At 59.6% G+C, this 22,505-nt stretch carries 22 protein-coding genes; 5 read left to right on the top strand and 17 right to left on the bottom strand.

Annotated features, from left to right (window positions below):
* Entirely contained in the window at window positions 1-1,101 is a 1,101-nt protein-coding gene (locus tag ACSQ87_RS06655; RefSeq protein WP_223433568.1) for an efflux RND transporter periplasmic adaptor subunit, read from the bottom strand.
* 93 nt (window positions 1,102-1,194) lie between these two features.
* Here ACSQ87_RS06655 and ACSQ87_RS06650 point away from each other — a divergent pair, with 93 nt between their 5' ends.
* Entirely contained in the window at window positions 1,195-1,839 is a 645-nt protein-coding gene (locus ACSQ87_RS06650) for a TetR/AcrR family transcriptional regulator (RefSeq protein WP_223433567.1), read from the top strand.
* Between the two features lie 45 nt (window positions 1,840-1,884).
* Here the strand turns inward: ACSQ87_RS06650 and ACSQ87_RS06645 are convergent, their stop codons facing one another.
* Window positions 1,885-2,667 (bottom strand): class I SAM-dependent methyltransferase, encoded by a 783-nt coding sequence (locus tag ACSQ87_RS06645; RefSeq protein WP_033056325.1) that lies wholly within the window; start codon window positions 2,665-2,667, stop codon window positions 1,885-1,887.
* Window positions 2,668-2,760: 93 nt separating this feature from the next.
* Here ACSQ87_RS06645 and ACSQ87_RS06640 point away from each other — a divergent pair, with 93 nt between their 5' ends.
* Window positions 2,761-3,381 (top strand): energy transducer TonB, encoded by a 621-nt coding sequence (locus ACSQ87_RS06640; protein WP_223433566.1) that lies wholly within the window; start codon window positions 2,761-2,763, stop codon window positions 3,379-3,381.
* A 33-nt stretch (window positions 3,382-3,414) separates the two neighbouring features.
* Here ACSQ87_RS06640 and ACSQ87_RS06635 read toward each other — a convergent pair whose 3' ends face one another.
* The 7 genes from ACSQ87_RS06635 to ACSQ87_RS06605 form a co-directional block, all read right to left on the bottom strand.
* Complete coding sequence (locus tag ACSQ87_RS06635; RefSeq protein ID WP_134101798.1) at window positions 3,415-4,236, bottom strand: isocitrate lyase/PEP mutase family protein; 822 nt, start codon at window positions 4,234-4,236, stop codon at window positions 3,415-3,417.
* 33 nt (window positions 4,237-4,269) lie between these two features.
* Window positions 4,270-5,130: a DUF72 domain-containing protein gene (locus tag ACSQ87_RS06630; protein WP_223433565.1), complete on the bottom strand. Its 861-nt coding sequence runs from the start codon at window positions 5,128-5,130 to the stop codon at window positions 4,270-4,272.
* On the bottom strand, window positions 5,130-5,435 hold the full coding sequence (locus ACSQ87_RS06625) for a hypothetical protein (RefSeq protein ID WP_223433564.1): 306 nt from the start codon (window positions 5,433-5,435) through the stop codon (window positions 5,130-5,132). Before ACSQ87_RS06625 ends, ACSQ87_RS06630 begins: the two co-directional genes overlap by 1 nt.
* Window positions 5,436-5,711: 276 nt before the next feature.
* Window positions 5,712-6,386, bottom strand: a complete 675-nt coding sequence (gene tsaB, locus ACSQ87_RS06620) for a tRNA (adenosine(37)-N6)-threonylcarbamoyltransferase complex dimerization subunit type 1 TsaB (protein WP_223433563.1) — start codon at window positions 6,384-6,386, stop codon at window positions 5,712-5,714.
* Window positions 6,387-6,473: 87 nt separating this feature from the next.
* The gene (gene adk / locus ACSQ87_RS06615) at window positions 6,474-7,121 is read right to left on the bottom strand and encodes an adenylate kinase (RefSeq protein WP_027924949.1); all 648 of its coding nucleotides are present in this window, start codon (window positions 7,119-7,121) and stop codon (window positions 6,474-6,476) included.
* A gap of 288 nt (window positions 7,122-7,409) precedes the next feature.
* The gene (gene ppc / locus ACSQ87_RS06610) at window positions 7,410-10,040 is read right to left on the bottom strand and encodes a phosphoenolpyruvate carboxylase (RefSeq protein ID WP_223433562.1); all 2,631 of its coding nucleotides are present in this window, start codon (window positions 10,038-10,040) and stop codon (window positions 7,410-7,412) included.
* 199 nt (window positions 10,041-10,239) lie between these two features.
* Window positions 10,240-11,544 carry an IS4 family transposase gene (locus ACSQ87_RS06605; protein WP_436273568.1) on the bottom strand — a complete coding sequence of 435 codons (1,305 nt, stop codon included), beginning with the start codon at window positions 11,542-11,544 and terminating at the stop codon, window positions 10,240-10,242.
* A gap of 880 nt (window positions 11,545-12,424) precedes the next feature.
* Here ACSQ87_RS06605 and ACSQ87_RS06600 point away from each other — a divergent pair.
* From ACSQ87_RS06600 to ACSQ87_RS06590, 3 genes are all read left to right on the top strand, one after another.
* Window positions 12,425-12,769: a hypothetical protein gene (locus ACSQ87_RS06600; RefSeq protein ID WP_046048158.1), complete on the top strand. Its 345-nt coding sequence runs from the start codon at window positions 12,425-12,427 to the stop codon at window positions 12,767-12,769.
* A gap of 274 nt (window positions 12,770-13,043) precedes the next feature.
* A complete protein-coding gene (locus ACSQ87_RS06595) occupies window positions 13,044-13,457 on the top strand; it encodes a DUF4398 domain-containing protein (protein WP_111451410.1) in 414 nt (137 codons plus the stop codon).
* Window positions 13,458-13,506: 49 nt separating this feature from the next.
* Window positions 13,507-14,295 carry an OmpA family protein gene (locus ACSQ87_RS06590; protein WP_436273567.1) on the top strand — a complete coding sequence of 263 codons (789 nt, stop codon included), beginning with the start codon at window positions 13,507-13,509 and terminating at the stop codon, window positions 14,293-14,295.
* 137 nt (window positions 14,296-14,432) lie between these two features.
* On the opposite strand, the gene ACSQ87_RS06585 is transcribed toward ACSQ87_RS06590, so the two are convergent.
* The 8 genes from ACSQ87_RS06585 to ACSQ87_RS06550 all read right to left on the bottom strand — a co-directional run bounded on the left by ACSQ87_RS06585 (window position 14,433) and on the right by ACSQ87_RS06550 (window position 22,501).
* Complete coding sequence (locus ACSQ87_RS06585) at window positions 14,433-14,762, bottom strand: hypothetical protein (RefSeq protein WP_033056344.1); 330 nt, start codon at window positions 14,760-14,762, stop codon at window positions 14,433-14,435.
* A complete protein-coding gene (locus ACSQ87_RS06580; protein WP_436273566.1) occupies window positions 14,759-15,673 on the bottom strand; it encodes an alpha/beta hydrolase in 915 nt (304 codons plus the stop codon). Before ACSQ87_RS06580 ends, ACSQ87_RS06585 begins: the two co-directional genes overlap by 4 nt.
* 146 nt (window positions 15,674-15,819) lie before the next feature.
* Window positions 15,820-17,097: a flavohemoglobin expression-modulating QEGLA motif protein gene (locus ACSQ87_RS06575; protein ID WP_150654795.1), complete on the bottom strand. Its 1,278-nt coding sequence runs from the start codon at window positions 17,095-17,097 to the stop codon at window positions 15,820-15,822.
* 37 nt (window positions 17,098-17,134) lie between these two features.
* The gene (locus ACSQ87_RS06570; protein ID WP_223429745.1) at window positions 17,135-17,689 is read right to left on the bottom strand and encodes a hypothetical protein; all 555 of its coding nucleotides are present in this window, start codon (window positions 17,687-17,689) and stop codon (window positions 17,135-17,137) included.
* A 28-nt stretch (window positions 17,690-17,717) separates the two neighbouring features.
* Window positions 17,718-18,434, bottom strand: coding sequence for a TetR/AcrR family transcriptional regulator (locus tag ACSQ87_RS06565; protein ID WP_046048164.1), 717 nt, complete (start codon window positions 18,432-18,434; stop codon window positions 17,718-17,720).
* Between the two features lie 101 nt (window positions 18,435-18,535).
* Entirely contained in the window at window positions 18,536-20,038 is a 1,503-nt protein-coding gene (gene lysS, locus ACSQ87_RS06560; protein ID WP_282482734.1) for a lysine--tRNA ligase, read from the bottom strand.
* Window positions 20,039-20,109: 71 nt separating this feature from the next.
* Window positions 20,110-21,205 (bottom strand): peptide chain release factor 2 gene (prfB, locus tag ACSQ87_RS06555; protein WP_141232781.1). Its coding sequence is split into 2 segments (ribosomal slippage): window positions 20,110-21,132 and window positions 21,134-21,205, totalling 1,095 coding nucleotides; the frame shifts between segments, so codons are not numbered across the junction.
* Between the two features lie 294 nt (window positions 21,206-21,499).
* Window positions 21,500-22,501: a response regulator gene (locus ACSQ87_RS06550; protein WP_223429744.1), complete on the bottom strand. Its 1,002-nt coding sequence runs from the start codon at window positions 22,499-22,501 to the stop codon at window positions 21,500-21,502.
* Window positions 22,502-22,505: the final 4 nt, after the last annotated feature.

Below are 22,505 nucleotides of genomic sequence, written 5' to 3'. Positions count from 1 at the left end.
TTACTCCTTGTCCGCCAGATTGACCACGCGGTTGGAGCGATCCACCGGACGCACCTGCTGCCCTTCAAGCAGCACATGGACGCCAGCGGCCACCACCCAGTCGCTGGCGTTCAGGCCTTCGAGCACCGGAACGGTTTTCTCGCCGAAGGCTCCGACCCGCACCGGGGTTTTCTTCAGGGTGTTGTTGGCATTGACGACCCAGACGTAGGTCGCGCCGTTTTCTGCGGTCAGTGCGGAAAGCGGCACCGACAGCGGCACCACATCGGAGGTCTGAACGAACACCCGGGCACTCTGGCCGAGTTCAGCGGGAACCTTGCCGGCGGTGAAGGCGATGCGGGCGGCAAAGGTGCGCGATTTTGGATCGGCAGCGGGCGACAGCTCACGGATGCGCCCGGCGAAACGTTGGTCGGGTTGGGTCCAGAGTTCGACTGACACTGGCTGACCGACCTTGAAGCGGCCAAAGCTCTGCTCCGGCAAGCTGATCAACACTTCGCGCTCGCCATCGGTGGCAAGGGTAAATACAGTTTGCCCAGCCGCCACCACTTGCCCGACTTCAACCGCGCGTTTAGCCACAACCCCATCCTGAGGCGCACGCAGCACGGCGTAACTGGCCTGATTGGTCGATACGTTGAATTCGGCTTTGATTTGCTTGAGGCGGGCTTCACCGGATCGGTAAAGGTTTTCGGAATTGTCGTACTGCGAACGGCTGACCATCTGACGGTCCATCAGGGTCTTGTAGCGATCACGCTCGGCGCGCACCAGGCTCAGATTGGCCTCGGCAGCGGCGACCTGGGCACGGGTGGCTTCCAGTTGCAGGCGTACGTCTTGAGGATCGAGTTCCGCCAGAGGTTGATCGGCCTTGACCCGCTGCCCCTCTTCGACCAGTCGTCGACTGACTTTACCGCCAATGCGAAACGCCAGGTCCGGCTCAAACCGCGCACGGACTTCACCGGGAAAACTTTCCATCGCCTGGGCCGAAGGCTCTGGCTGCACGACCATGGCCGGGCGAACGGTGACTTGAGGCGCCTCTTCGTGACCACACGCAGACAATAAAAACGCCAGACTGACTGGCAACGCGAGGGGCAAGGCATAGCGGAACATGGTGAAGGACCTTTCGCTAATGGTGCTTGGAATAATTATACTGAGCAGTATGTTATTAATAGCAAACTCACCAGTCCAGTAATAAAAGCGCATATGCCTAACAATCTTTCAGTACCCAACGGCCCGGGCCGTCCCAAGGATCTGGCCAAGCGCCAGGCGATCCTCGATGCGGCAAAAATTCTGTTTCTGAGCAAGGGTTATGCGAATACCAGCATGGACGCCGTCGCGGCCGAGGCCGGTGTGTCGAAGTTGACGGTCTACAGCCATTTCAACGACAAGGAGACGCTGTTCTCCGCCGCCGTGATGGCCAAGTGCGAAGAGCAATTGCCGACGCTGTTTTTCGAATTGCCGGACGGCACTGCCGTAGAAACGGTGCTGTTGAACATCGCGCGCGGCTTTCATCAGCTGATCAACAGCGACGAATCGGTCAACCTGCATCGGCTGATGATGACGCTGGGCAGCCAGGACCCGAAACTCTCGCTGATCTTCTTCGAGGCAGGGCCTGAGCGCATGCTGCAGGGTATGGAGCGGTTGCTGACCAAGGTTGATCAGAGCGGCGCGTTGAGCATCGACAAACCGCGCAATGCGGCCGAGCACTTCTTCTGCCTGCTCAAGGGGGCGGGAAATTTCAGGCTGCTTTATGGCTGTGGCGAGCCGCTGACCGGGGATGCGGCCGAGAGCCATGTGCAGGAAGTGGTGGCGTTGTTTATGCGGGCGTATCGACCAGAGTCAGCCTGATAGGTTTCGGTTGTCTGGTCTGGCCCCTTCGCGAGCAAGTCGGTATCAGGGCTTGAGCGCTTTCTTCGGATAAATGTCATACCGGCTCGATTTCCCGTCCAGCGCATGACTCGGCTTCGGCCCTTCGATGCACGGCGCCTTGCGCGGGCGCTTGACCACCACTCGATGGCTGGCCAACGCCAACGCCGCTTCAAGCAGAGCAGGTGCATCCGGGTCATCGCCTACCAGCGGCCGGAACAGGCGCATTTCCTTCTTCACCAAGGCCGTTTTTTCACGATGGGGAAACATCGGGTCGAGGTAGATCACCTGCGGCGGCTCGCCTTCCCAATTGCGCATCACCTCGATCGAATTGCCCTTGAGCAAACGCATCCGCGCCACGATTGGCGCCACGTCAAAGTCTTCCGCGCCGCGCGCCAGGCCATCTTCAAGCAAAGCGCCAATCAGCGGCTGACGCTCGATCAGGCTCATCTCGCAGCCCAGGCTCGCCAGCACGAACGCATCTTTGCCCAGCCCCGCTGTGGCATCCAGCACGCGCGGACGCACGCCTTGGGCAACCCCGACAGCCTTGGCGATCATCTGGCCGCTACCGCCGCCGTACAAGCGGCGATGGGCGGCACCGCCCTCGACAAAGTCCACCCGCACCGGCCCCGGCGCGTCCGGGCCCAGTTGCTGCAGCTGCAAACCCTGGTCGCCGACCTGCAAGGCGAACTCACCGTCATCCACCTGCATCGGCAAACCCAGGCGCTCGGCCCATTGTTCGGCCTGTGGCTGAAAAGTCGCGGCCAGAGCCTCGACATGGATGCGGCAGGCCGCAGGTTGCTCAATCATGAGAAAACACGCTCAAAAAATTAATGATCGGCAAAAACGGCCGATAACAAAACTATCGAGCATTTTGCCAGAGCTGAGCGTCGACCGAGAGAAATGTCAGACATTCAACGCACATCGATAGGCTACATCTCGCCCCACGGCGATTTTGGTCTACGAAACTCCCAAGCACTGAGCGGCGTCAGTCACCTGTGGCAGGATTTCTTTGCCCAGTCCCTGGCCGATCAGTCGGGCGATGTCGTACCGGCTTCTCTCAACTTTCCACCAGTCGATCTCGACAGCCCGGTCGAACCCACCGTTGGCAGCGAACTGCTGGCGCACATCATTTCCCAGCGCGAATGCGATGTGAAAGAAACCGAGGTCCGCCCGCCCGAGCCACTGTTCCTGCCGATTGCCGAGTTCGAAATGGACCTGGCCGACAAACCTTTCCCACCGTTCCCGGCACAAGAAATCGTCGCTCAACAGAAGCAACAGGACTTCGAAAGCCGCTGGGTTCGCCCGATCGTGCTCACCGCAGGTCAGCCTGTGCCGGAAGCAGGCCCGGCGCCGCAACCGCGTCCGCTGCACCTGCCGATCGCCGAATTCGAACTCGATCTGCTGGACAAGCCATTTCCGCCGTTCTCGCCCGAAGAGCTGGTGGAGCAACAGAAACAACTCGATTTCGATAACGGCTGGGCTCGCCCGATCGTCCTGCAGAACCTGCGCATCGCCGCGTAGCCCTCAGCTACACACACCATCGAAACCGCATCGTCAGCCTTTGAACAATTGATTGGCCTGGGCGTACGGCATGGATCGCGATGTGAAGCCGAACGTGCCCGACGTTTTGATCTCTTCGGCAGCGCGGAAAAACTCGCCATAGGCTGCCAGGGCCAGTGCCGAACCGACGCTGATGCGTTTAACGCCCATTTCGCTCAACTGCTCGACCGTCAGTTTCAGTCCGCCAGACATCAACACATTGACCGGTTTCGGCGCCACAGCGCGGACCACCGCCAGCACATCTTCAGCACTGCGCAGACCCGGCGCATAAAGCACGTCGGCACCCGCCTCGGCAAACGCCTGCAAGCGGCGAATGGTGTCGGCGAGATCAGGATTACCGTGCAGAAAGTTCTCCGCGCGAGCGGTCAACATAAAGGGAAACGGCAAGCTGCGAGCCGCTGCCACGGCAGCCTCAATGCGCGCGACAGCATGCTCGAAGCAGTAGATCGGCGCTTCTTCACGGCCCGTGGCATCTTCGATCGAGCCGCCGACCGCACCGGCCTCTGCCGCACGCAAAATACTCTGTGCGCATTCGGCTGGATCGTCAGCGAAGCCGTTTTCCAGGTCGACGGCGACGGGCAGATCCGTTGCCGCGACAATCGCCCGAACGTTTGCCAGGGTGTCGTCCAGCGTCAGCGCGCCATCGGGGCGAGCGTTGGAAAAGGCGTATCCGGCACTGGTGGTCGCCAGCGCCTCGAAACCAAGGCTGGCGAGCATTTTCGCCGAGCCGGCGTCCCACGGGTTGGGAATGACAAAAGCCCCCGCGCGTTCGTGCAGTGCTTTAAACGCTTGGGCTCGAAGGGTTTGCGCATCCATTGGCAGGCTCCTGAAAAAGATAAGGAATCCGCTTCAGAGCAGGCCAAGTTGCTCGGCAGCGGGCTCTCTGTATAGCTCAGGCAGCGGCGGCAGGCCAGGCAAACGCAGCATCAGTTTTGCGTGAAAACGTTGCGCCAGTCTGGCGGCCAGCAGGTTGTCGGCGGTGTGCAGGAAGATATAGGGCGTGCGGCCCTCTTCGATCCACACGGCGATTTTCTCGACCCACGGCACCAGAAACGGGTCGTTGGCCTCAAGCTGCGGATGGCCGATGAAACGTACCTGCGGACATTGCGTGAAGGCGGCCGGACGCGGCGGCACCCTGGGCTTTTTCGATTGGGCGTGAAGCACAGAAAGATCGGTCGATGTGCAACTGAACAGCGCGCGGGGATCGAGGCAGATACGCTCGACACCGCGATCCAGTAGCAGACGATTAAGCATTCGCTCGGCATCGCCCTTGGCGAAGAACTCGTCATGCCGCACTTCAACCGCCAGAGGTCGGTCCACTGCATCAATAAAACCTGCAAGCTCCGACAGTCGCTGCGGCGTAAAGCTTTTCGACAGTTGCAGCCACAGCGGTGAAACCCGTTCACCCAGGGGGCTGAGCAATTGCAGGAAGGTTTCGGCCGCGGTCAATTGTTCGCGCAGGTCACCGCTGTGGCTGATGTCTCCGGGGAACTTGGCTGTGAAGCGAAAGTGTTCGGGCATGGTCTCGGCCCAACGCTGCACGGTGGTCGCAGCCGGGCTCGCATAGAAGGTCGTATTGCCTTCCACGGCGTTGAACACTTGGGAGTAGAGACTCAGAAATTCGGCGGGTTTTGCGTCTTGCGGATAAAGATAATCGCGCCAGGCGTTTTCACTCCAGGATGGACAGCCCAGGTAGTAAGGCAGCTGCATCAGATGTACAGGTCGAGGCCCAGCACATCCGAATCCCAATCGACAAAACCGGCGGTGCTCAGGTAGCTGGCCAGGGCCTTCGCGACACTGCTGCTCATGGCACGGTGATAAAGCATGTCTTGTTGACGGGCGGGGAGATTGCTCAAGCGTTGCGCAGAGGCCTTGGCAGCGCGGGCAGCCATTTGCTCTTCGGTTGGAATTTCCAGCTCGCCGTCGATATCAACGTAGTCGTCATCCGCCACAGGCCCTTTGCGAGGCTTGCGTTTGATGGGGTAGGACTGAGAGGGAACGCCGTCTATACGCATGAGTACATGTCCGGTATCAATGATGGCAGTTTAGTGGCGCATAGTGCGCTTCGCAAACCGCCGAGTGATAACTAGAACACAGAAAATGGAAAAGGTTTAAAAGCGGAGAGCATAAAACGACGATTGGCTGCGTTGGTGCACATTGTGGCGAGGGAGCTTGCTCCCGCTGGGCTGCGAAGCGGCCCCAAACTTCATCTGGCACACCGCGCTGGTAGGTTTACGACTGCTTCGCAGCCGAACGGGAGCAAGCTCCCTCGCCACAAAAAAACGCGTGAATTATCGCGCCTTGGGTGTCGCCACTTTATCGCGCAAGTACACCGGCTGAGCCTCATCAGCCACGATCGCCTCGCCACGCGCCCAGGCAAAACGCGCCAAGGTCAGCAGGTCTTCAGCGTGAGGCAGCATGCCCGCATCCTGACCGGTCAGGCTGACGGCGATTCGCTCGGCATAACCCCAGCCAGTGCCGGCGCCAAACCACTCACCGCGGGCGTCAGCCGGCAACTCGGCCACTTCCGGCGGCAGCACCGCTTCATTGCCGACCAACCGCATCTCCCCCGCCGTTTCGCGGTAGCAACCCCAATACACTTCGTCCATGCGCGCATCGATGGCAGCCGCAACCTGGCTCACGCCATGTTCGCGATAGGCCCGCTGCGCCAACACGGCCAGGTTCGACACCGGCAACACCGGACGGTCCAGCGCAAACGCCAGCCCCTGCACCACGCCGATGGCGATCCGCACGCCGGTGAAAGCACCCGGACCACGTCCGAAAGCGATTGCATCGACCGCTTGCAGGGTGGTCCCGGCATCCGCCAGCAGTTGCTGAATCATCGGCAACAGCTTTTGTGCATGCAGGCGCGGGATCACCTCGTAATGGCTCGTGACTTTACCGTCATGCAGCAAGGCAACGGAGCAAGCTTCAGTCGCGGTGTCCAGGGCCAGCAAGGTGCTCATCGATGTTTCCGTAAGAGAGGTCAGAAAAAGTGCGCCAGTATAAACAACTACGGCCCGCAAGCGGGCCGTAGAAGATGAAGCGTTTTTTTAGCTCAGTGCTTCAAGCACTTTGCCGGTGATCGCTTCAACCGAGCCAACACCTTCGACGTGGCTGTACTTCGGTTTGCCTTGAGCGGCGGACAGCTCCTGGTAAAACTTCACCAGAGGCTCGGTCTGGGCGTGGTAGACCGACAGGCGATGACGCACGGTTTCTTCAGTGTCGTCTTTGCGCTGCACCAGCTCGTCGCCGGTGATGTCGTCTTTACCGGCAATTTTTGGCGGGTTGTAGACGATGTGGTACACGCGGCCGCTGGCCTCGTGAACACGACGGCCAGCGATACGCTGAACGATGTCTTCGTCTTTAACGTCGATTTCCAACACGTGGTCCAGCTCGACGCCGGCCTTCACCAGGGCTTCAGCCTGAGGAATGGTGCGCGGGAAACCGTCGAACAGGAAACCGTTGGCGCAATCGGCCTGGCTGATGCGTTCCTTGACCAGATTGATGATCAAGTCATCGGAAACCAGACCACCGCTGTCCATGACGCTCTTGGCGATCAGGCCCAGCTCGGTGCCAGCCTTGACCGCGGCACGCAGCATGTCGCCGGTGGAGATTTGCGGAATGCCGAATTTCTCGGTGATGAACTTAGCCTGAGTACCTTTACCGGCCCCGGGAGCTCCCAGCAGAATGACGCGCATCGATGTGCTCCTCAATTTTTTATATAGATAACGTCAGATTCGCCTCGTGGGGCCAATCTCAAAATAAGGGTCGTGACCGCCCAAACGGTCAAAGGCTGATCAAGATACACAGCAGATCCTACGCACACAAGCCGCCGAAAGTCGGAGAAACCCACGCCTGATGTGGCCTTTCGTCGGGGTAACCCTAGTCGCAACCCCATCACTAACTGTCGCCTGGCAGCACTTTTCAAGCCCTCGCCCACAGGCACCCGACGCTCGCGCCGAGTGCCTTGCCCCACGACGAAAACCTTAGCCGGTATTACGCAAACCGGCGGCAATCCCCGCCACAGACACCAGCAGCGCCTGTTCTACCGGGCTGCCCTGCGCCACTTCCTGTTGTCGCGAACGCGCCAACAACTCAGCCTGCAATAGATGAAGAGGGTCAAGGTAAGTGTTGCGCAAGCGGATGAATTCAAGCGTGGCTGGGCTATGTGCCAGTAGCTGCGACTGACCGGTCAACCCCAGGACCACCGAGCAAGCCTGCGACAATAGGTCGCGTAAATGCGCACCCAAAGGGAGCAGATCCGGCTCGACCAAACGCTCATCGTAAGACAGAGCGATATCGGCATCGGCCTTGGCCAATACCATTTCCAGCATATCGATGCGCGTGCGGAAGAATGGCCACTGCTCGCGCATCTGCCCCAGCAGCTCACCTTCGCCGCGCTCCAGCGCCTTGCTCAACGCCGCTTCCCAGCCGAGCCATGCCGGCAACATCAGCCGCGTCTGGGTCCAGCCGAAGATCCACGGGATCGCCCGCAGGCTTTCAATCCCGCCGGCGCGGCGCTTGGCCGGGCGACTGCCCAGCGGCAAGCGTCCCAGTTCCTGCTCCGGCGTGGACTGGCGGAAATACTCTACGAACTGCGGGTTTTCCCGCACCACGGCGCGATAAGCGCTAACACCGTCAGCAGCCAATTCGTCCATCAGATGGCGCCAGGCTGGCTCTGGTGGCGGTGGCGGCAGCAAGGTCGCTTCCAGCACCGCCGCCAGGTACAGATTGAGGTTTTGTTCGGCGATGTCCGGCAGGCCGAATTTGAAACGAATCATTTCCCCCTGCTCGGTGGTACGGAAACGCCCCGCCACCGAACCCGGCGGCTGCGACAGAATCGCCGCGTGTGCCGGGCCGCCGCCGCGTCCCACGGTGCCACCGCGACCGTGAAACAACAGCAGTTCCACTTGCTGCTCGCGGCAGATGTCGACCAAGCGCTCCTGCGCCCGATACTGCGCCCAGGCCGCTGCCGTCGTGCCGGCGTCCTTGGCCGAGTCGGAGTAGCCGATCATCACTTCCTGCGGCCCTTGCAGGCGCGAGCGATAACCGGGCAGCAGCAACAGTTTTTCAATCACCGGGCCGGCGTTGTCGAGGTCGGCAAGGGTTTCGAACAGCGGCACCACACGCATCGGCCGCAACACGCCAGATTCTTTGAGCAGCAGTTGCACGGCCAGCACGTCGGAAGCGGCGCCGGCCATGGAGATCACATAAGAACCGAGCGATGCGCCCGGTGCGGCAGCGATTTCCCGGCAGGTCGCCAACACTTCGGCGGTGTCCGCCGATGGCTTGAAGTACGCCGGCAACAACGGCCGACGGTTGTTCAGTTCGCGCATCAGGAAGGCGATACGCTCTTCCTCGCTCCAGTCCTCGTACCGCCCAAGGCCCAGGTAATCGGTGATCTCGGTCATGGCCGCGGTATGTCGCGTCGAATCCTGACGCACATCGAGCCGCACCAGGAACAGCCCGAACGTCACCGCCCGGTGCAGGCAATCAAGTAGCGGCCCATCAGCGATCACGCCCATGCCGCACTCATGCAGCGAGTGGTAGCACAGCTCCAGCGGATCGAGCAGCTCGCGATTGTTTTGCAACACATCGGCGGGTGCCGGCGTGGTCGTCGTCAAAGCGGCGTGAGCCCAGTTACGTGTCGCGCGCAGGCGTTCACGCAGCTGTTTAAGCACCGCACGGTAAGGTTCGGCGCTGTCCCCGGCCTTGGCCTTCAAGTCGTCGCTGGCCTGCTGCATCGACAACTCAGCCGCCAGGTGATCGACATCGCGCAGGTACAAGTCCGCAGCCATCCACCGCGCCAGCAGCAAGACTTCACGGGTCACGGCAGCAGTCACGTTGGGGTTGCCATCCCGGTCGCCGCCCATCCACGAGGCAAAGCGAATCGGTGCGGCCTCCAGCGGGAGGTGCAGGCCAGTGGCGTCATGCAGGGCTTTATCGGCCTTGCGCAAATAGTTGGGGATCGCCTGCCACAACGAATGTTCGATCACCGCGAAGCCCCACTTGGCTTCATCCACCGGGGTTGGGCGGGTGCGGCGGATTTCTTCGGTGTGCCAGGCTTCGGCGATCAGGCGCTGCAACTTCGTGTGGATCTGCTCGCGTTCGGCAGTGGTCAGGTCGCGATGGTCCTGGGCCGCCAGTTGTGCGGCAATCGCGTCGTATTTCTGGATCAGCGTGCGGCGCGCCACTTCGGTCGGGTGCGCGGTGAGGACCAGTTCGATCTCCAGCCGTCCCAGTTGCCGGGCCAGGGATTCAGCGCCATGACCTTCAGCACTCAGGCGGGCGAGCAGTTCCGGCAGTACCCGCGCTTCGAACGGCGCAGGCTGTGACTCTTCGCGTCGGTGAATCAGCTGATATTGCTCGGCGATATTGGCCAGGTTGAGAAACTGGTTGAACGCCCGCGCCACCGGCAGCAACTCTTCTTCGCTCAATTGGTTGAGGCTGGCGCTCAGTTCAGCGTCCATTGAACCGCGACGGTCGGCCTTGGCGCCTTTGCGGATCTGCTCGATCTTGTCGAGAAAACCGTCCCCGTACTGTTCACGAATGGTGTTGCCCAACAGCTCACCCAACAGGTGAACGTCCTCGCGCAAGCGTGCATCAATATCGGTCATCAGCAGTTCTCCAGCGAAAATCCGGGTGTGCTTTGTCGTTAGAGAGTGCCGTTGTAAAGCGGTTCTTACAAGCGGACGACGATGGGAATGATGTTCGCCCGAGAAGTTTTTGGGATTGGGGTTGGGGTTGGGGGTGGTGGGTACATATCCGTTTCTGCGGTGATGGCGGCTGGCGGTTTCGCTTTTACAGCCAGCCCTTTCAAGGTCTTTTGACTTTAGCGGCCTTGAGCACCCGATCCGTCGACACGTGGGCATTCGCGGCTTTGCCTTCAAGCCACTCCTTTGTTTTGGGCACCTTCGGACCTCGCTTGCTCTTGACGACCGCTTTGGGCTGGATGTTTCGAGCGAGTGCAAGCAGGTACTGAGCCAGCCCTCCTGCGGGGATCGGAATGGATGAGTGCTCTGCTGGCAGAGCTATTTGCATACCCTCGTAACCGCTGCGTACCTGTACCGTCAGGTGGAAAATCGATGCTTCCCAATCGTCGGGCAGGGTCTGGCGATGAGCCTGTTCAACGCTGCGCTTGAGCACGGCCAAGACGTTGTAAGCCAACACGGCCGACGCAAATCCCAGCAGGGCGGCCTTAGGGTTGCCCAAGGTTTCGATTTCGCTGTCCAGCACCGATTCCAGGCGCTGGAACATCCCTTCGATGCTCCAGCGACGGCGGTACAAATCGGCGATTTGCTCGGCACTGATGGAGTCGGGCAAGTTGCTCCAGAACAACAGCGTGGTGTCGCCAGATTCGGTGGGGGTTTGCAGATTCAGTTCGACACGCCGCCACTGGCGACCACCTTTAACTTCGATGATTTGCTCGCGCACGCTGCCTGCCCCGACCGCGACAGACTCCTGCCAGTCGCTTTCCTTAAGTAGGCGTGGATGTTTGCTCGGTTCGCGAATGATGAACGAGGCTCCGGACTCTTCGCAGGCGTCCATGACGGGGAGCGTGCAATAGAGTCGATCAGCCATCCACAGCTGCCCCGCACAGGCTTTTTCCAGCAACGGCAGAACGCTGACGCGCTCACTGGCATAGGCATCTTCACAGGGCTGAAGATCGACGACCTGATCCAGATCGGGGTCGTAAACCACTACTGAAAAACCAGGCCGGGCGGCCCCCCGTTCACGGCGCAAAGCGCCCAGGCGTTTTTCGCTGGAAGGCAGGTGGTTGCCGTCGACGACCCGCAGTTGCCAGCCCGGCAAAATGGCTGAGTGCCCCAGCTCTTTTATCGTCGGGGCCAAGCGCTCTGCGCTGCCGGTGACCAGGGCGCGCAGCAGCGCAGGTTCTGTGCGGCTGACCTTGTCATACAGCGCCGCCAAGCTGACGGGAAGATCCTCCATCTGCCGTGCAGCAGCATGTAGCGATGGTCGCAAGCCCAATGAAACAAGGGACATCAGTTCAACGATGGTTGAGAACAGAAGCTCACGCGGGTATTGCCGCTGACGATGTTCTTCGAACACCTGATCGACCCATTCGGCAGGAACAGCCTGCTCCAGTATCACTCTTGTCATGACACTGGCCGGTGTTTTTTTCTCAAACCGCGCTAGAACTTCTGCCCACATCGCTTTCGTCACCCTGACTGGAGTTTTGGGGGATTTTATCAAAGACCTTGAAAGGGCTGGCTTTTACAGCGACTCCCTTTTGCAAACGCCCAAAAGGAAGCAAAACGCTTTGCCCCTCCATTCGGTGCCTCGCCTAGGCTCGGCATGCCCTCACTCCGGCATTGCTCCGGGGGCCCGCCGCCATCGGCCATCCATGGCCGGGGGCGGCTACCGCGGCATCCTTGCCGCGGTGCCCCCTGCGCAACGCCTGCGTTCGGCCTCTGGGAAAGGGGCAACAGATCAAAATCAAAAGCAACGGCAACGGCAAGATCAACAGCTTCGCGAGCAAGCCCGCTCCCACATAAAGCAGATCGGCGTACAGCTTTTGCTCCTCACCACTCAACAGGCCGAGCGTTAGCTCGCCTGCAGCTTTTGATCTTGATGCACCGCCCCATCGAGAGGCCGAGTGGAGGTTCTGCGCAGTGGGCAACCCGGCATGGATGCCGGGTTAGCCGCCCCCGGCCATGGATGGCCGATGGCGGCGGGCCCACGGAGCAGGACCGGAGCGAGGGCATGCCGAGCCTGGGCGAGGCACCGAACGACAGGGGCAGGAGCGCTTTGGTTACTTTGGCGCTTTTCCAAAGTGACTCGCTGTAAAAGCGAAACCGCCAGCAGCCATCACCGCAAAAACGGATATACACCCAATCCCCGCCAACGGCATAAGACGACGAAGGGACTTTAAACCTTGGGCGTTAAAGCTAGTCTGAAGAGTAAGCCTTACAACGGCTGCCGCCGGCGATTGCCGGACACTGACACTGCCTGCCACGAGCAGGTGCGCATTGAGGTCACTATGAAAATCCGCGAGCTTGCCCATCACTGGGAAGAAAACGCCAAGGGTCGCCTGACCGACACCGGATACTCGATTCATCTGGATGTAGAGGCCGCCGCACGGCTGGCGGCCATTATCGAAATGTACCCCAAACGGCAGCCCGAAGAACTGCTCGGCGAGCTGATCGGCGCCGCCCTGGAAGAGCTCGAAAAAAGCTTTCCGTACGTGAAGGGCTCGACCGTCGTGGCCACCGACGAAGAAGGTGATCCGCTGTACGAAGACGTCGGTCCGACTCCGCGTTTTCTCGCCTTGTCCCGTCGTCATTTGCACGATTTGTCGGCCGTCGACGACAAACAGAAACACTGATTACTGCACTTCTTTCCCCCTCCCAAAATGCGTATTCCTGGCCCCCTGCAGGGCCGGGAATACGGCTGCTTGCGGTAAGGATTCCTGGTTTAGAGCCTTGTCCGTTCGGTCAAAGTTTTTTCGGGCGATGGGCCATATTCTCTGAACTTTCGAAAAACGCCTCGGGTCACACCCATTAACCACGCCTGGGACGGCCGTTTTAAAACACCCCCGGAAATTGAAGGTTGCGGCTCCTTGCCCAGGATGGATTTTAAGTTTTTCAGGAGTTTTTCCAATGGAGTTGAAGACCATGAAGACCCGAACTGCCAAATCCTCGTTCCCCCCTCTGCGTAGCCTGAAACTGGCTGCACTGGCCATCGGCAGCAGCCTCGTTCTGGCCGGTTGTGCCGGTAACCCGCCAAGCGAGCAATTCGCCGTGACGGAATCGGCGGTCAACAGCGCCGTCAGTGCCGGCGGTACCGAATTCGCGGCAGTGGAAATGAAATCCGCCCAGGACAAGCTCAAACAAGCCGAAATCGCCCTGCACGACAAAAAGTATGACGAAGCCAAAGTCCTGGCCGAACAGGCCGAGTGGGACGCTCGCGTGGCTGAGCGCAAAGCCCAGGCGATCAAAGCTGAACAGGCTGTGAAGGACTCTCAGAAAGGTGTTCAAGAACTGCGTCAGGAAAGCCAGCGCACCGTGCAGTAAGCGGCGCGACACGACGTACTTCTTACTCGACTAAAAGGACGAAACCACCATGCGTACACAATTGTTGATCCCTGCCCTGCTGGCCGCAAGCGTTGCACTGGCCGCCTGCTCCACGCCGCCGAACGCGAACCTGGAACAGGCCCGCACCAACTACACCGGCCTGCAAACCAACCCGCAAGCCAGCCAAGTCGCGGCGCTGGAAACCAAAGAAGCCAGCGATTACCTGGACAAGGCCGACAAGGCTTATCAGGACAAAGAAGACCAGGCCAAGGTTGACCAACTGGCTTACCTGACCAATCAACGTGTTGAAGTAGCGAAGCAGACCATTGCTCTGCGCAACGCCGAAGCCAATCTGAAAAATGCTTCCGCGCAGCGTGCCCAGGCTCGTCTGGATGCCCGCGACGCGCAGATCAAGCAATTGCAGGACAGCCTGAATGCCAAGCAGACCGATCGCGGAACCTTGGTGACGTTCGGTGATGTGTTGTTTGCCACTGACAGGGCTGATCTGAAGTCCAGCGGTCTAGCGAATATCAACAAACTGGCGCAATTCCTCTCGGAAAACCCTGATCGCAAAGTGATCGTCGAGGGCTACACCGACAGCACGGGCACCGCGAACCACAACCAGTCGCTGTCCGAGCGTCGGGCCGGTTCCGTGCGCACGGCACTGGTGAAGATGGGCGTAGATCCAGCGCGTATCGTGGCGCAGGGTTACGGCAAGGAATACCCGGTCGCGGAGAACTCCAGCGTGTCGGGCCGTGCGATGAACCGTCGGGTGGAAGTGACCATTTCCAACGACAACCAGCCGGTGATCCCGCGTTCGGCGGTCAGCTCTAACTAAGCTTCGTTTGCTGAAACACAAAAGCCCCGCCTGAGTCGATCAGGTGGGGCTTTTGTTTTTAAGATCAAAAGATCGCAGCCTCGTTTCACTCGACAGCTCCTACATAGTGAAACGAGGCTGCGATCTTGTCGGGAGCGCTACGGTTGCAGCTTCTGCGGGGTTTCCTCACCCATGCAGCGCACGGCTTTTTTCTTGTTGTTGACCAACACGCCGCTCAGGCCTTTCTGTTCGGTGTCGAACATCACCAGCACGCCATCGATGCACTGCGCGACTTGCGGGGCCGGTTCCAGGGAGACTTTGTAGTCTTCGCCCGGCACAGTCTTGAGCATGGTGAAGTCGCTGAGCAGCAGCGCATCTTCGGGTTTGGCGAAGTGCAGGTAGCCGTAGAACCACAGGGCTCCGACAGTGCCGAGGATGCTGCAGATACCGGTGATGATCAGCGGGATGGCGTTACGTTCTTCACTCATTGCGGACTCTCTGGTGGTTCATCTTCAGAATTTTTCGGCGCCGGGTAATTCGGGACTTCGCCGAGGCGGCGCAGACCGTTGAAATGCTGCGGATCATCGAGAAAACGCAGCATGACTTTGCGCCAGACCGGGTCGGTGAACGTCTGCACATGACCGCCACGGGTCAGTTGCAGCACCCGCGGCGGCGGCGCAGCTTGATACAGACGGATGCCGTTGGAAAGGGGCACGATCGGATCGTCGATGCTGTGGTAGATCAGTTTCGGTACGCCATTGAGCTGCGCCATGGAGTGGATCGCGCTGTCGCCGTCCGGCACCAGCCAGGACAGCGGCACCTGAAACAGCCAGGTCAGCCAGGATTGGCTCAGGGCAAATTGACCGATACTGCGATAGCTGGCGGGCACGCCATCGAGGACGAAAGCCTTGAGTTGTTTCTGGCGTTCAGGGTGCTGAACCAAGTAGTGCACGGCCATCGAACCACCGAGGCTTTGGCCGAGCAGGATCAGCGGCTTGCCCTTGACCTCCGGCGCCTGATCGAGCCATTTGAACGCGGCGTCGATGTCCTGATAAATCTCCGGCAGCGTCGGTTCACCCTCGGACAGACCGTAGCCGCGATAATCCAGCAGCAGCACTTGATACCCTTCTTTCGGTAACCACCAGCTCCCCCCGAGATGCATGGGTAGATTGCCGCCGTTACCGTGCAAATGCAGCACCGTGCCTTTGACCTCGACACCTTGTTTGGCCGGCAACCACCAGCCGTGCAGCTTGAGGCCGTCGGCGGTGGTCAGGGTGACGTCGCGGTATTCGAGTTCGGCTTTTTCCGGGGTAAACAGCTGGCCTGGCTCGGGGTAGAACAGCAGCGAGCTGCAACCGCTCAAGGTCAGGAGAAGGCAGAAGAAGCCGAGGATTCTCATCCGATGAAACCTCGTGAATGAAGGTTGAAACACAGAACCTGTGGGAGCGGGCTTGCTCGCGAAAGCGGTGTGTCAGACAACAGAGATATTGAATGTTAGACCGCATTCGCGAGCAAGCCCGCTCCCACATTTTGACCGTGTACTCCTTAAAGGATATTGGAGTAATCCGCTTCGATCCGGTCCAGGCTCAGATGATTGAGGAAGTTGGAGAAGCACATCCATGCCGACAGCGCGTTCAGGTCACGGAACTGATCCGGCAAATACTTCGGCGGCACCACCAGCCCTTCATCCACCAACTGGCGCAAGGTCCGCATGTCTTCCAGCGTGGTCTTGCCGCAAAACAGCAGCGGTATCTGCTCAAGCTTGCCTTTACGCACGGCCAACTGAATGTAGTTGTAAACCATGATAAAGCCCTTGAGGTAGGACAAGTCTTTGGTAAATGGCAGACCTGTCGGCACCGAGCCACGGAAAACCCGACTGGCGTTGCCATAGCTTTCCGCCATTTCAAAACCTTGCTCGCGGAAGAACTCGAAGATCTGCAGGAAGTCCGCGCCCTCTTCCACCATGTGAATGGCGCGAGTGCGGTTGGTCAGCTTGCGCAGGCGACTTGGGTAGGAGGCAAAGGTGATGATTTCCATCAGGATCGCCAGGCCTTCCTGGGTCACCGTCGACGACGGCGGACCTTTGGAGAGGAAGGTGCAGATCGGCTGGTTCAGACCATTGAGCGTGGTCCCCACATGCACCAGCCCTTCGTGGACTTCCAGGGCGCGCACGTCACGGTCGTTGAACATCGCGTCGGCGCGGATCTTGATGTAGTCGGCGCCAGCCGCGGCATCGGCGACGATCCCGTCGGATTCGAATACGCGAATGGTGTCCTCGGCCTCGCCGAATACCTTGTTCAAGCGGGTTTGCAGCAGGTGGACGGCTTCCTTGGCGGTGAGGATTTTCGGTTCGTCCTTCAGGTCGCCACGGCCATCGATATTGTTCAGGTAATCCGAGAGCATCAGACCCAGGTCGGAAAGGGTCGGATCGCCGGCGTGGAACGCGTCGGAAGCGGCACCGTAAAGCTCCTGTGAAATCAGCCCGAAATCCTCGGTGCCGCGCGCTTCGAGCATGCGCACCACCATCCGGTATTCCTTGCACATGCGGCGCATGATCTGGCCGACCGGGTTGAACTGTCCGAGCTGACGGGTGATGTCGCGTTCAATGTTCTGGAATTCCAGCTTCACCTTGCTGGAGTCGAACGCCAGCGGCCGGTTCAGGTAGTAATCGCGGTCCACCGCCGGCATTTCCTTGCCCTTGGCCTTGAGGAACCCCTTGCGGATGTTGTCGTCCCACTTCACCGCATCCAGGACGCGAATCGGCGTCTGCGCCAGCACAATGCGATCGGACAAAATGCGTATCGACTGCTGGTAATCGTCCACCCGAAACTCCTGTAGAAAAACCGTTTACGTGCTGGGTTTATTTGGCTTTGGCCAGGCGCTGATAGCGCACCGCCTCGACGAACACATCGGAATTGGCCGGGTCATCGAGGTAGGCGAAAACCTGGTCCAGATTGTTGTTGATCAACACGCCGTCGCCGTCGTCGGTCTGGAAGCCTTCGCCGCTGAGGACTTTTTGCCTCAAGGCCTGGTTGATCTGCTCGAGGTCGAGGTTGTAGACAACCAGTTCATGTTTATCGGTGAGTTCAAAACCCAAGAGTGTGAAATGCCCACCGAATTGCGCCGGCACCTTCGCCGACAGGTACCAGCGACTGCCATGGCGGGTCACCGTGAACGGATAGGCTTCGCGCTCCTTGGGTTTAGCCTTGAAGTAGCTGACGGCCTGATAGTGATTGTCGCCGAGGCGCGTCAGTTCCAGATTCAGCGGCTCGCCCCAGGCATTGGTGCTGGTCCATTTGCCGAGCAACCCTTTAGGCGCGGGCTCGCTCGAGGGCAGCGGCTCCTTGAAGGTCACCAGACAGCCACTGAGCAGCAGGAACGACAAGGCGATCACAACGACACGCCAGGCTTTCATTCAACACTCCCTTTGAATACACGCAGGGTTACACCGACGCCAATACCAGGTGCATATACCGCGTGAGGATGCCGAGCATTTCGGCTTCGGCGACAGGCTCGGCGTCGTTGAGCAGGCCCTGATATTCCATCCGTCCGATAATCGCCGTCAACACTTTGGCATCCTGTTGTGGCTCGCGGGAACCCAATACCTCGAAAAAATGGCAGGTGCCTTGCAGAAGAATCTGCTGATGCGAGCGCACCAACTCCGCCAGGCGCGGGTTCAACAGCGCCTCCTGACGGAACGCCTGCTCGGCCATCAAGTGCTCGCGACGGTTGTGCAATTGGCGTTGCACATAATCGGCGGTCAGGCGTGCGATATCGTCAGCCAGCTGTGAACGGGACTCAGGGCTGCCATCGCCATAAGCAACCATCTCGCGCAGCAGGCCTTCGTTGCTGGCCCACAGCTTGGCCATGAACGCCGCGCTGCGTTCCACGTATTGGGCAAAGGTATCGGTGAGCAGGTCATCGATATCCTTGAAATAGTAAGTGGTGGCCGACAGCGGCACACCAGCCTCGGCGGCCACTGCGCGGTGACGCACGGCCCGCACGCCATCGCGCACGACAATGCGCATCGCCGCATCGAGAATGTCCTGTCGACGCTGTTCACTGCCCTGTCGGCTGGCCTTGCGACCCTGGTACTGAACACTTTCAGCGACCGCAGTGGCGACGTCCGCTGCACCCTCTTGAGCAATTGCACGGTTCACGACAGGTATTCCTCTCTACTTCAAAAGTAACCAATTGATACGTTTGTACCAGACAGGCAATAAAAAGCCGCCTGTTTTAGGCGGCTTTTTTATTGAAACACTTACGCTTGCGGCCGCATGTGCGGGAACAGGATCACGTCGCGGATCGACGGGGAGTTGGTCAGCAGCATCACCAGGCGGTCGATGCCGATACCTTCACCGGCCGTTGGCGGCATGCCGTACTCCAGCGCACGAACGAAGTCGGCGTCGTAGTGCATGGCTTCGTCGTCGCCGGCGTCCTTGTCGGCCACCTGAGCCATGAAGCGCTCGGCCTGGTCTTCCGCGTCGTTCAACTCGGAGTAGGCGTTGGCGATTTCGCGGCCACCGATGAACAGTTCGAAACGGTCGGTGACGTTCGGGTTGTCGTCGTTACGACGGGCCAGCGGCGACACTTCAAACGGGTACTGAGTGATAAAGTGCGGCTGCTCCAGCTTATGCTCGACCAGTTCTTCGAAAATCATCACCTGCAATTTGCCCAGACCTTCGAAGCCCAGCACCTTGGCGCCGGCCTTCTTGGCGATGGCGCGGGCCTTGTCGATGTCGGTCAGGTCGTCAGCGGTCAGCTCAGGGTTGTACTTGAGGATCGAGTCGAACACCGACAGACGCACGAACGGTTCGCCGAAGTGGAACACTTTGTCGCCGTAAGGCACGTCGGTGCTGCCCAGAACCAGCTGCGCCAGTTCGCGGAACAGTTCTTCGGTCAGGTCCATGTTGTCTTCGTAGTCGGCGTAAGCCTGGTAGAACTCCAACATGGTGAATTCAGGGTTGTGACGAGTCGAAACGCCTTCGTTACGGAAGTTGCGGTTGATCTCGAAGACTTTTTCGAAGCCGCCGACAACGAGGCGCTTGAGGTACAGCTCAGGCGCGATACGCAGGAACATTTCCATGTCCAGCGCGTTGTGGTGAGTCTCGAACGGCTTGGCTGCCGCGCCACCCGGAATGGTTTGCAGCATCGGCGTTTCCACTTCCAGGAAGTCACGCTGCATCAGGAAACTGCGGATGTGCGCAATCACTTGCGAACGTACGCGGAAGGTCTGGCGCACGTCTTCGTTGACGATCAGGTCGACGTAACGCTGGCGATAGCGCTGTTCGGTGTCGGTCAGGCCGTGGTGTTTGTCCGGCAGCGGACGCAAGGACTTGGTCAGCAGGCGCACTTCCGTCATTTCGACGTACAGGTCGCCCTTGCCGGAACGCGCCAGGGTGCCAACGGCTGCGATGATGTCGCCCATGTCCCAGGTTTTCACCGAGGCCAGGGTTTCTTCGGACAGGGTTTTACGGTTGACGTAGACCTGAATGCGACCGGTCATGTCCTGGATCACCATGAACGAGCCACGGTTGAGCATGATGCGACCGGCAACCTTGACCGGGATCGCAGCCTCTGCCAGCTCTTCCTTGGTCTTGTCCGCGTACTGTTTCTGCAAGTCTTCGCAGTAGTTGTCGCGGCGGAAGTCGTTCGGGAAGGCATTGCCCTTGGCGCGCTCGGCAGCCAGCTTTTCCTTGCGCAGGGCGATCAGGGAGTTTTCTTCCTGTTGCAGGGCTTGCGGGTCGAGTTCTAGGTCGCTCATGTCTTTAAAAATTCCATCACAGGTTCGTTGCCCCCACCGGTGGCAGGGGACTTAAGGTCTTGACTGGCGGTTTACAGGCCTTGCTTCAGGCTGGCCACCAGGTATTCGTCGATGTCGCCGTCGAGCACCTTGTCGCAGTCACTACGTTCGATGTTAGTGCGCAAATCCTTGATTCGCGACGCATCGAGTACATACGAGCGGATCTGGTGACCCCAGCCGATGTCCGACTTGGTGTCTTCCAGGGCCTGGGAGGCGGCGTTGCGTTTCTGCACTTCCTGCTCGTACAAGCGCGCCCGCAACATTTTCATCGCGGTGTCTTTGTTGGCGTGCTGGGAGCGTTCGTTCTGGCAGCTGACCACAGTGTTGCTCGGTACGTGCGTAATACGCACGGCCGAGTCGGTGGTGTTTACGTGCTGACCACCGGCACCGGAGGAGCGGTAGGTGTCAATGCGCAGGTCCGACGGGTTGATGTCGATTTCGATGTTGTCATCGATTTCCGGCGACACGAACACGGCCGAGAACGAGGTGTGGCGACGGTTACCGGAGTCGTACGGGCTCTTGCGCACCAGACGGTGCACGCCGATTTCGGTACGCAACCAGCCAAAGGCGTATTCACCCTTGATATGGATTGTGGCGCCTTTGATACCGGCGACTTCACCGGCCGACAGTTCCATGATGGTCGCGTCGAAACCGCGTTTGTCGGCCCAGCGCAGGTACATGCGCAGCAGGATGTTGGCCCAGTCCTGAGCCTCGGTACCGCCGGAGCCGGCCTGGATGTCCAGGTAGGCGTTGTTGGCGTCCATTTCACCGCTGAACATGCGACGGAATTCGAGTTTTTCCAGGGACTCGCGCAGACGCTCGACTTCGGCAGCAACGTCATCGACGGCGGCCTGGTCTTCTTCTTCGGCGGACATCAGCAGCAGGTCTTTGGCGTCGGCCAGGCCTGTGTGCATTTCGTCGAGGGTTTCGACGATCTGAGCCAGCAGGGACCGCTCGCGGCCCAGCTCCTGAGCGTACGTCGGGTTGTTCCAGACAGACGGATCTTCAAGCTCGCGATTGACTTCAGTCAGACGCTCATGCTTTTGATCGTAGTCAAAGATACCCCCGAATAGTTTCGGAGCGCTCGGACAGGTCCTTGATACTGTTAAGGATCGGGTTGATTTCCATGGCGGGCAGCACTCGTTGGCGAACTTTTGAAAGCCGGCGAGTATAACGTAATCAGGCTGTCACGGCAGCCCGCCTGGCGGCTTTAGGGGCGAATGGTTTTGCTTGAAACCATGGAGCACTCCTGTAGCAGCGGTCGAGCCCCGCGAGGCCGCGTTCGAGGACGAAGTCCTCGCAAAACCTGCGTACGCGGTTTTCCTGAACGACCGCGTTGTCTGGTTTTACGACGGCTGCGCCGCCGAACGCAGCCTCGCGGGCTCGACAGCTGCTACGGTGCTACAGCGCTAGGGGTGTGGGTTATTCGATCCCCACCTGATTACGCCCATTGTTCTTCGCCAGATACAGCCCCTTGTCCGCCGCCGAGATCAATTGACGGCAGTCGCCGCCCGGTTGCGGGGTCATGGTCGACAGGCCGATGCTGATGGTCAGGCTCGAGCCCTCGCTGGGGAAAATATGCGGAATCTTCAGCGCGGCCACCGTCAGACGCAGTTTTTCCGCCACCAGTCGCGCACCGCCCGGTGTGGTATTAGGCAGCACCAGGACGAATTCTTCGCCGCCGTAACGGGCCGGCAGGTCCGAAGGCCGCGCACTCGCATCACGTATCGCCGTGGCCACTTTGCGCAGGGCTTCATCGCCTTCAAGGTGGCCGAAGCTGTCGTTGTAGGACTTGAAGTAATCCACATCGATCATCAGCAGCGACAGTTGACTTTGGTCACGCATCGAACGGCGCCACTCAAGCTCCAGGTATTCGTCGAAATGCCGGCGGTTCGACAGCCCGGTCAGGCCGTCCGAGTTCATCAAACGTTGTAGCACCAGGTTGGTGTCGAGCAACTGTTGCTGGCTGACCCGCAGCGCGCGATACGCTGCATCACGCTGCAGCAACGTCATGTAGGAGCGCGAGTGATAGCGGATGCGCGCCACCAGTTCGATGTTGTCCGGCAACTTGACCAGGTAATCATTGGCCCCCGCCGCAAACGCCGCGCTCTTGATCAGCGGGTCTTCCTTAGTCGACAGGACAATAATCGGGATGTCCTTGGTCGCCGGATGATTGCGGTACTCTCGCACCAGGCTCAAACCGTCAAGACCGGGCATCACCAGATCCTGGAGGATCACCGTCGGCTTGATGCGGATCGCCTGGGCGATGGCCTGGTGCGGGTCGGCGCAGAAGTGGAAGTCGATGTTTTCTTCGTTCGACAACCCGCGGCGCACCGCCTCGCCGATCATTGCCTGATCGTCCACCAACAACACCATGGCGGCGTTTTCGTCGGTTTTGAAGTCGTCGAGCTGTAAATCATTCATGTGC

This window comes from Pseudomonas sp. LjRoot277, assembly GCF_964253845.1.
Lineage (GTDB): Bacteria > Pseudomonadota > Gammaproteobacteria > Pseudomonadales > Pseudomonadaceae > Aquipseudomonas.
This window is presented reverse-complemented; position numbering and strand designations above follow the sequence as displayed.

What these genes read in the sequence shown, in the direction of transcription:
- ACSQ87_RS06595 (WP_111451410.1), top strand. Translation starts at nt 13,044, where the DNA reads ATGGAGTTGAAGACCATGAAGACCCGAACTGCCAAATCCTCGTTCCCC.
- ACSQ87_RS06645 (WP_033056325.1), bottom strand. Translation starts at nt 2,667, where the DNA reads ATGATTGAGCAACCTGCGGCCTGCCGCATCCATGTCGAGGCTCTGGCC.
- adk (WP_027924949.1), bottom strand. Translation starts at nt 7,121, where the DNA reads ATGCGCGTCATTCTGCTGGGAGCTCCCGGGGCCGGTAAAGGTACTCAG.
- tsaB (WP_223433563.1), bottom strand. Translation starts at nt 6,386, where the DNA reads ATGAGCACCTTGCTGGCCCTGGACACCGCGACTGAAGCTTGCTCCGTT.
- ACSQ87_RS06655 (WP_223433568.1), bottom strand. Translation starts at nt 1,101, where the DNA reads ATGTTCCGCTATGCCTTGCCCCTCGCGTTGCCAGTCAGTCTGGCGTTT.
- ACSQ87_RS06600 (WP_046048158.1), top strand. Translation starts at nt 12,425, where the DNA reads ATGAAAATCCGCGAGCTTGCCCATCACTGGGAAGAAAACGCCAAGGGT.
- ACSQ87_RS06635 (WP_134101798.1), bottom strand. Translation starts at nt 4,236, where the DNA reads ATGGATGCGCAAACCCTTCGAGCCCAAGCGTTTAAAGCACTGCACGAA.
- ACSQ87_RS06580 (WP_436273566.1), bottom strand. Translation starts at nt 15,673, where the DNA reads ATGAGAATCCTCGGCTTCTTCTGCCTTCTCCTGACCTTGAGCGGTTGC.
- ACSQ87_RS06640 (WP_223433566.1), top strand. Translation starts at nt 2,761, where the DNA reads ATGTCAGACATTCAACGCACATCGATAGGCTACATCTCGCCCCACGGC.
- ACSQ87_RS06570 (WP_223429745.1), bottom strand. Translation starts at nt 17,689, where the DNA reads ATGAAAGCCTGGCGTGTCGTTGTGATCGCCTTGTCGTTCCTGCTGCTC.
- ACSQ87_RS06625 (WP_223433564.1), bottom strand. Translation starts at nt 5,435, where the DNA reads ATGCGTATAGACGGCGTTCCCTCTCAGTCCTACCCCATCAAACGCAAG.
- lysS (WP_282482734.1), bottom strand. Translation starts at nt 20,038, where the DNA reads ATGAGCGACCTAGAACTCGACCCGCAAGCCCTGCAACAGGAAGAAAAC.
- ACSQ87_RS06590 (WP_436273567.1), top strand. Translation starts at nt 13,507, where the DNA reads ATGCGTACACAATTGTTGATCCCTGCCCTGCTGGCCGCAAGCGTTGCA.
- ACSQ87_RS06650 (WP_223433567.1), top strand. Translation starts at nt 1,195, where the DNA reads ATGCCTAACAATCTTTCAGTACCCAACGGCCCGGGCCGTCCCAAGGAT.
- ACSQ87_RS06605 (WP_436273568.1), bottom strand. Translation starts at nt 11,544, where the DNA reads ATGACAAGAGTGATACTGGAGCAGGCTGTTCCTGCCGAATGGGTCGAT.
- ppc (WP_223433562.1), bottom strand. Translation starts at nt 10,040, where the DNA reads ATGACCGATATTGATGCACGCTTGCGCGAGGACGTTCACCTGTTGGGT.
- ACSQ87_RS06585 (WP_033056344.1), bottom strand. Translation starts at nt 14,762, where the DNA reads ATGAGTGAAGAACGTAACGCCATCCCGCTGATCATCACCGGTATCTGC.
- ACSQ87_RS06550 (WP_223429744.1), bottom strand. Translation starts at nt 22,501, where the DNA reads ATGAATGATTTACAGCTCGACGACTTCAAAACCGACGAAAACGCCGCC.
- ACSQ87_RS06630 (WP_223433565.1), bottom strand. Translation starts at nt 5,130, where the DNA reads ATGCAGCTGCCTTACTACCTGGGCTGTCCATCCTGGAGTGAAAACGCC.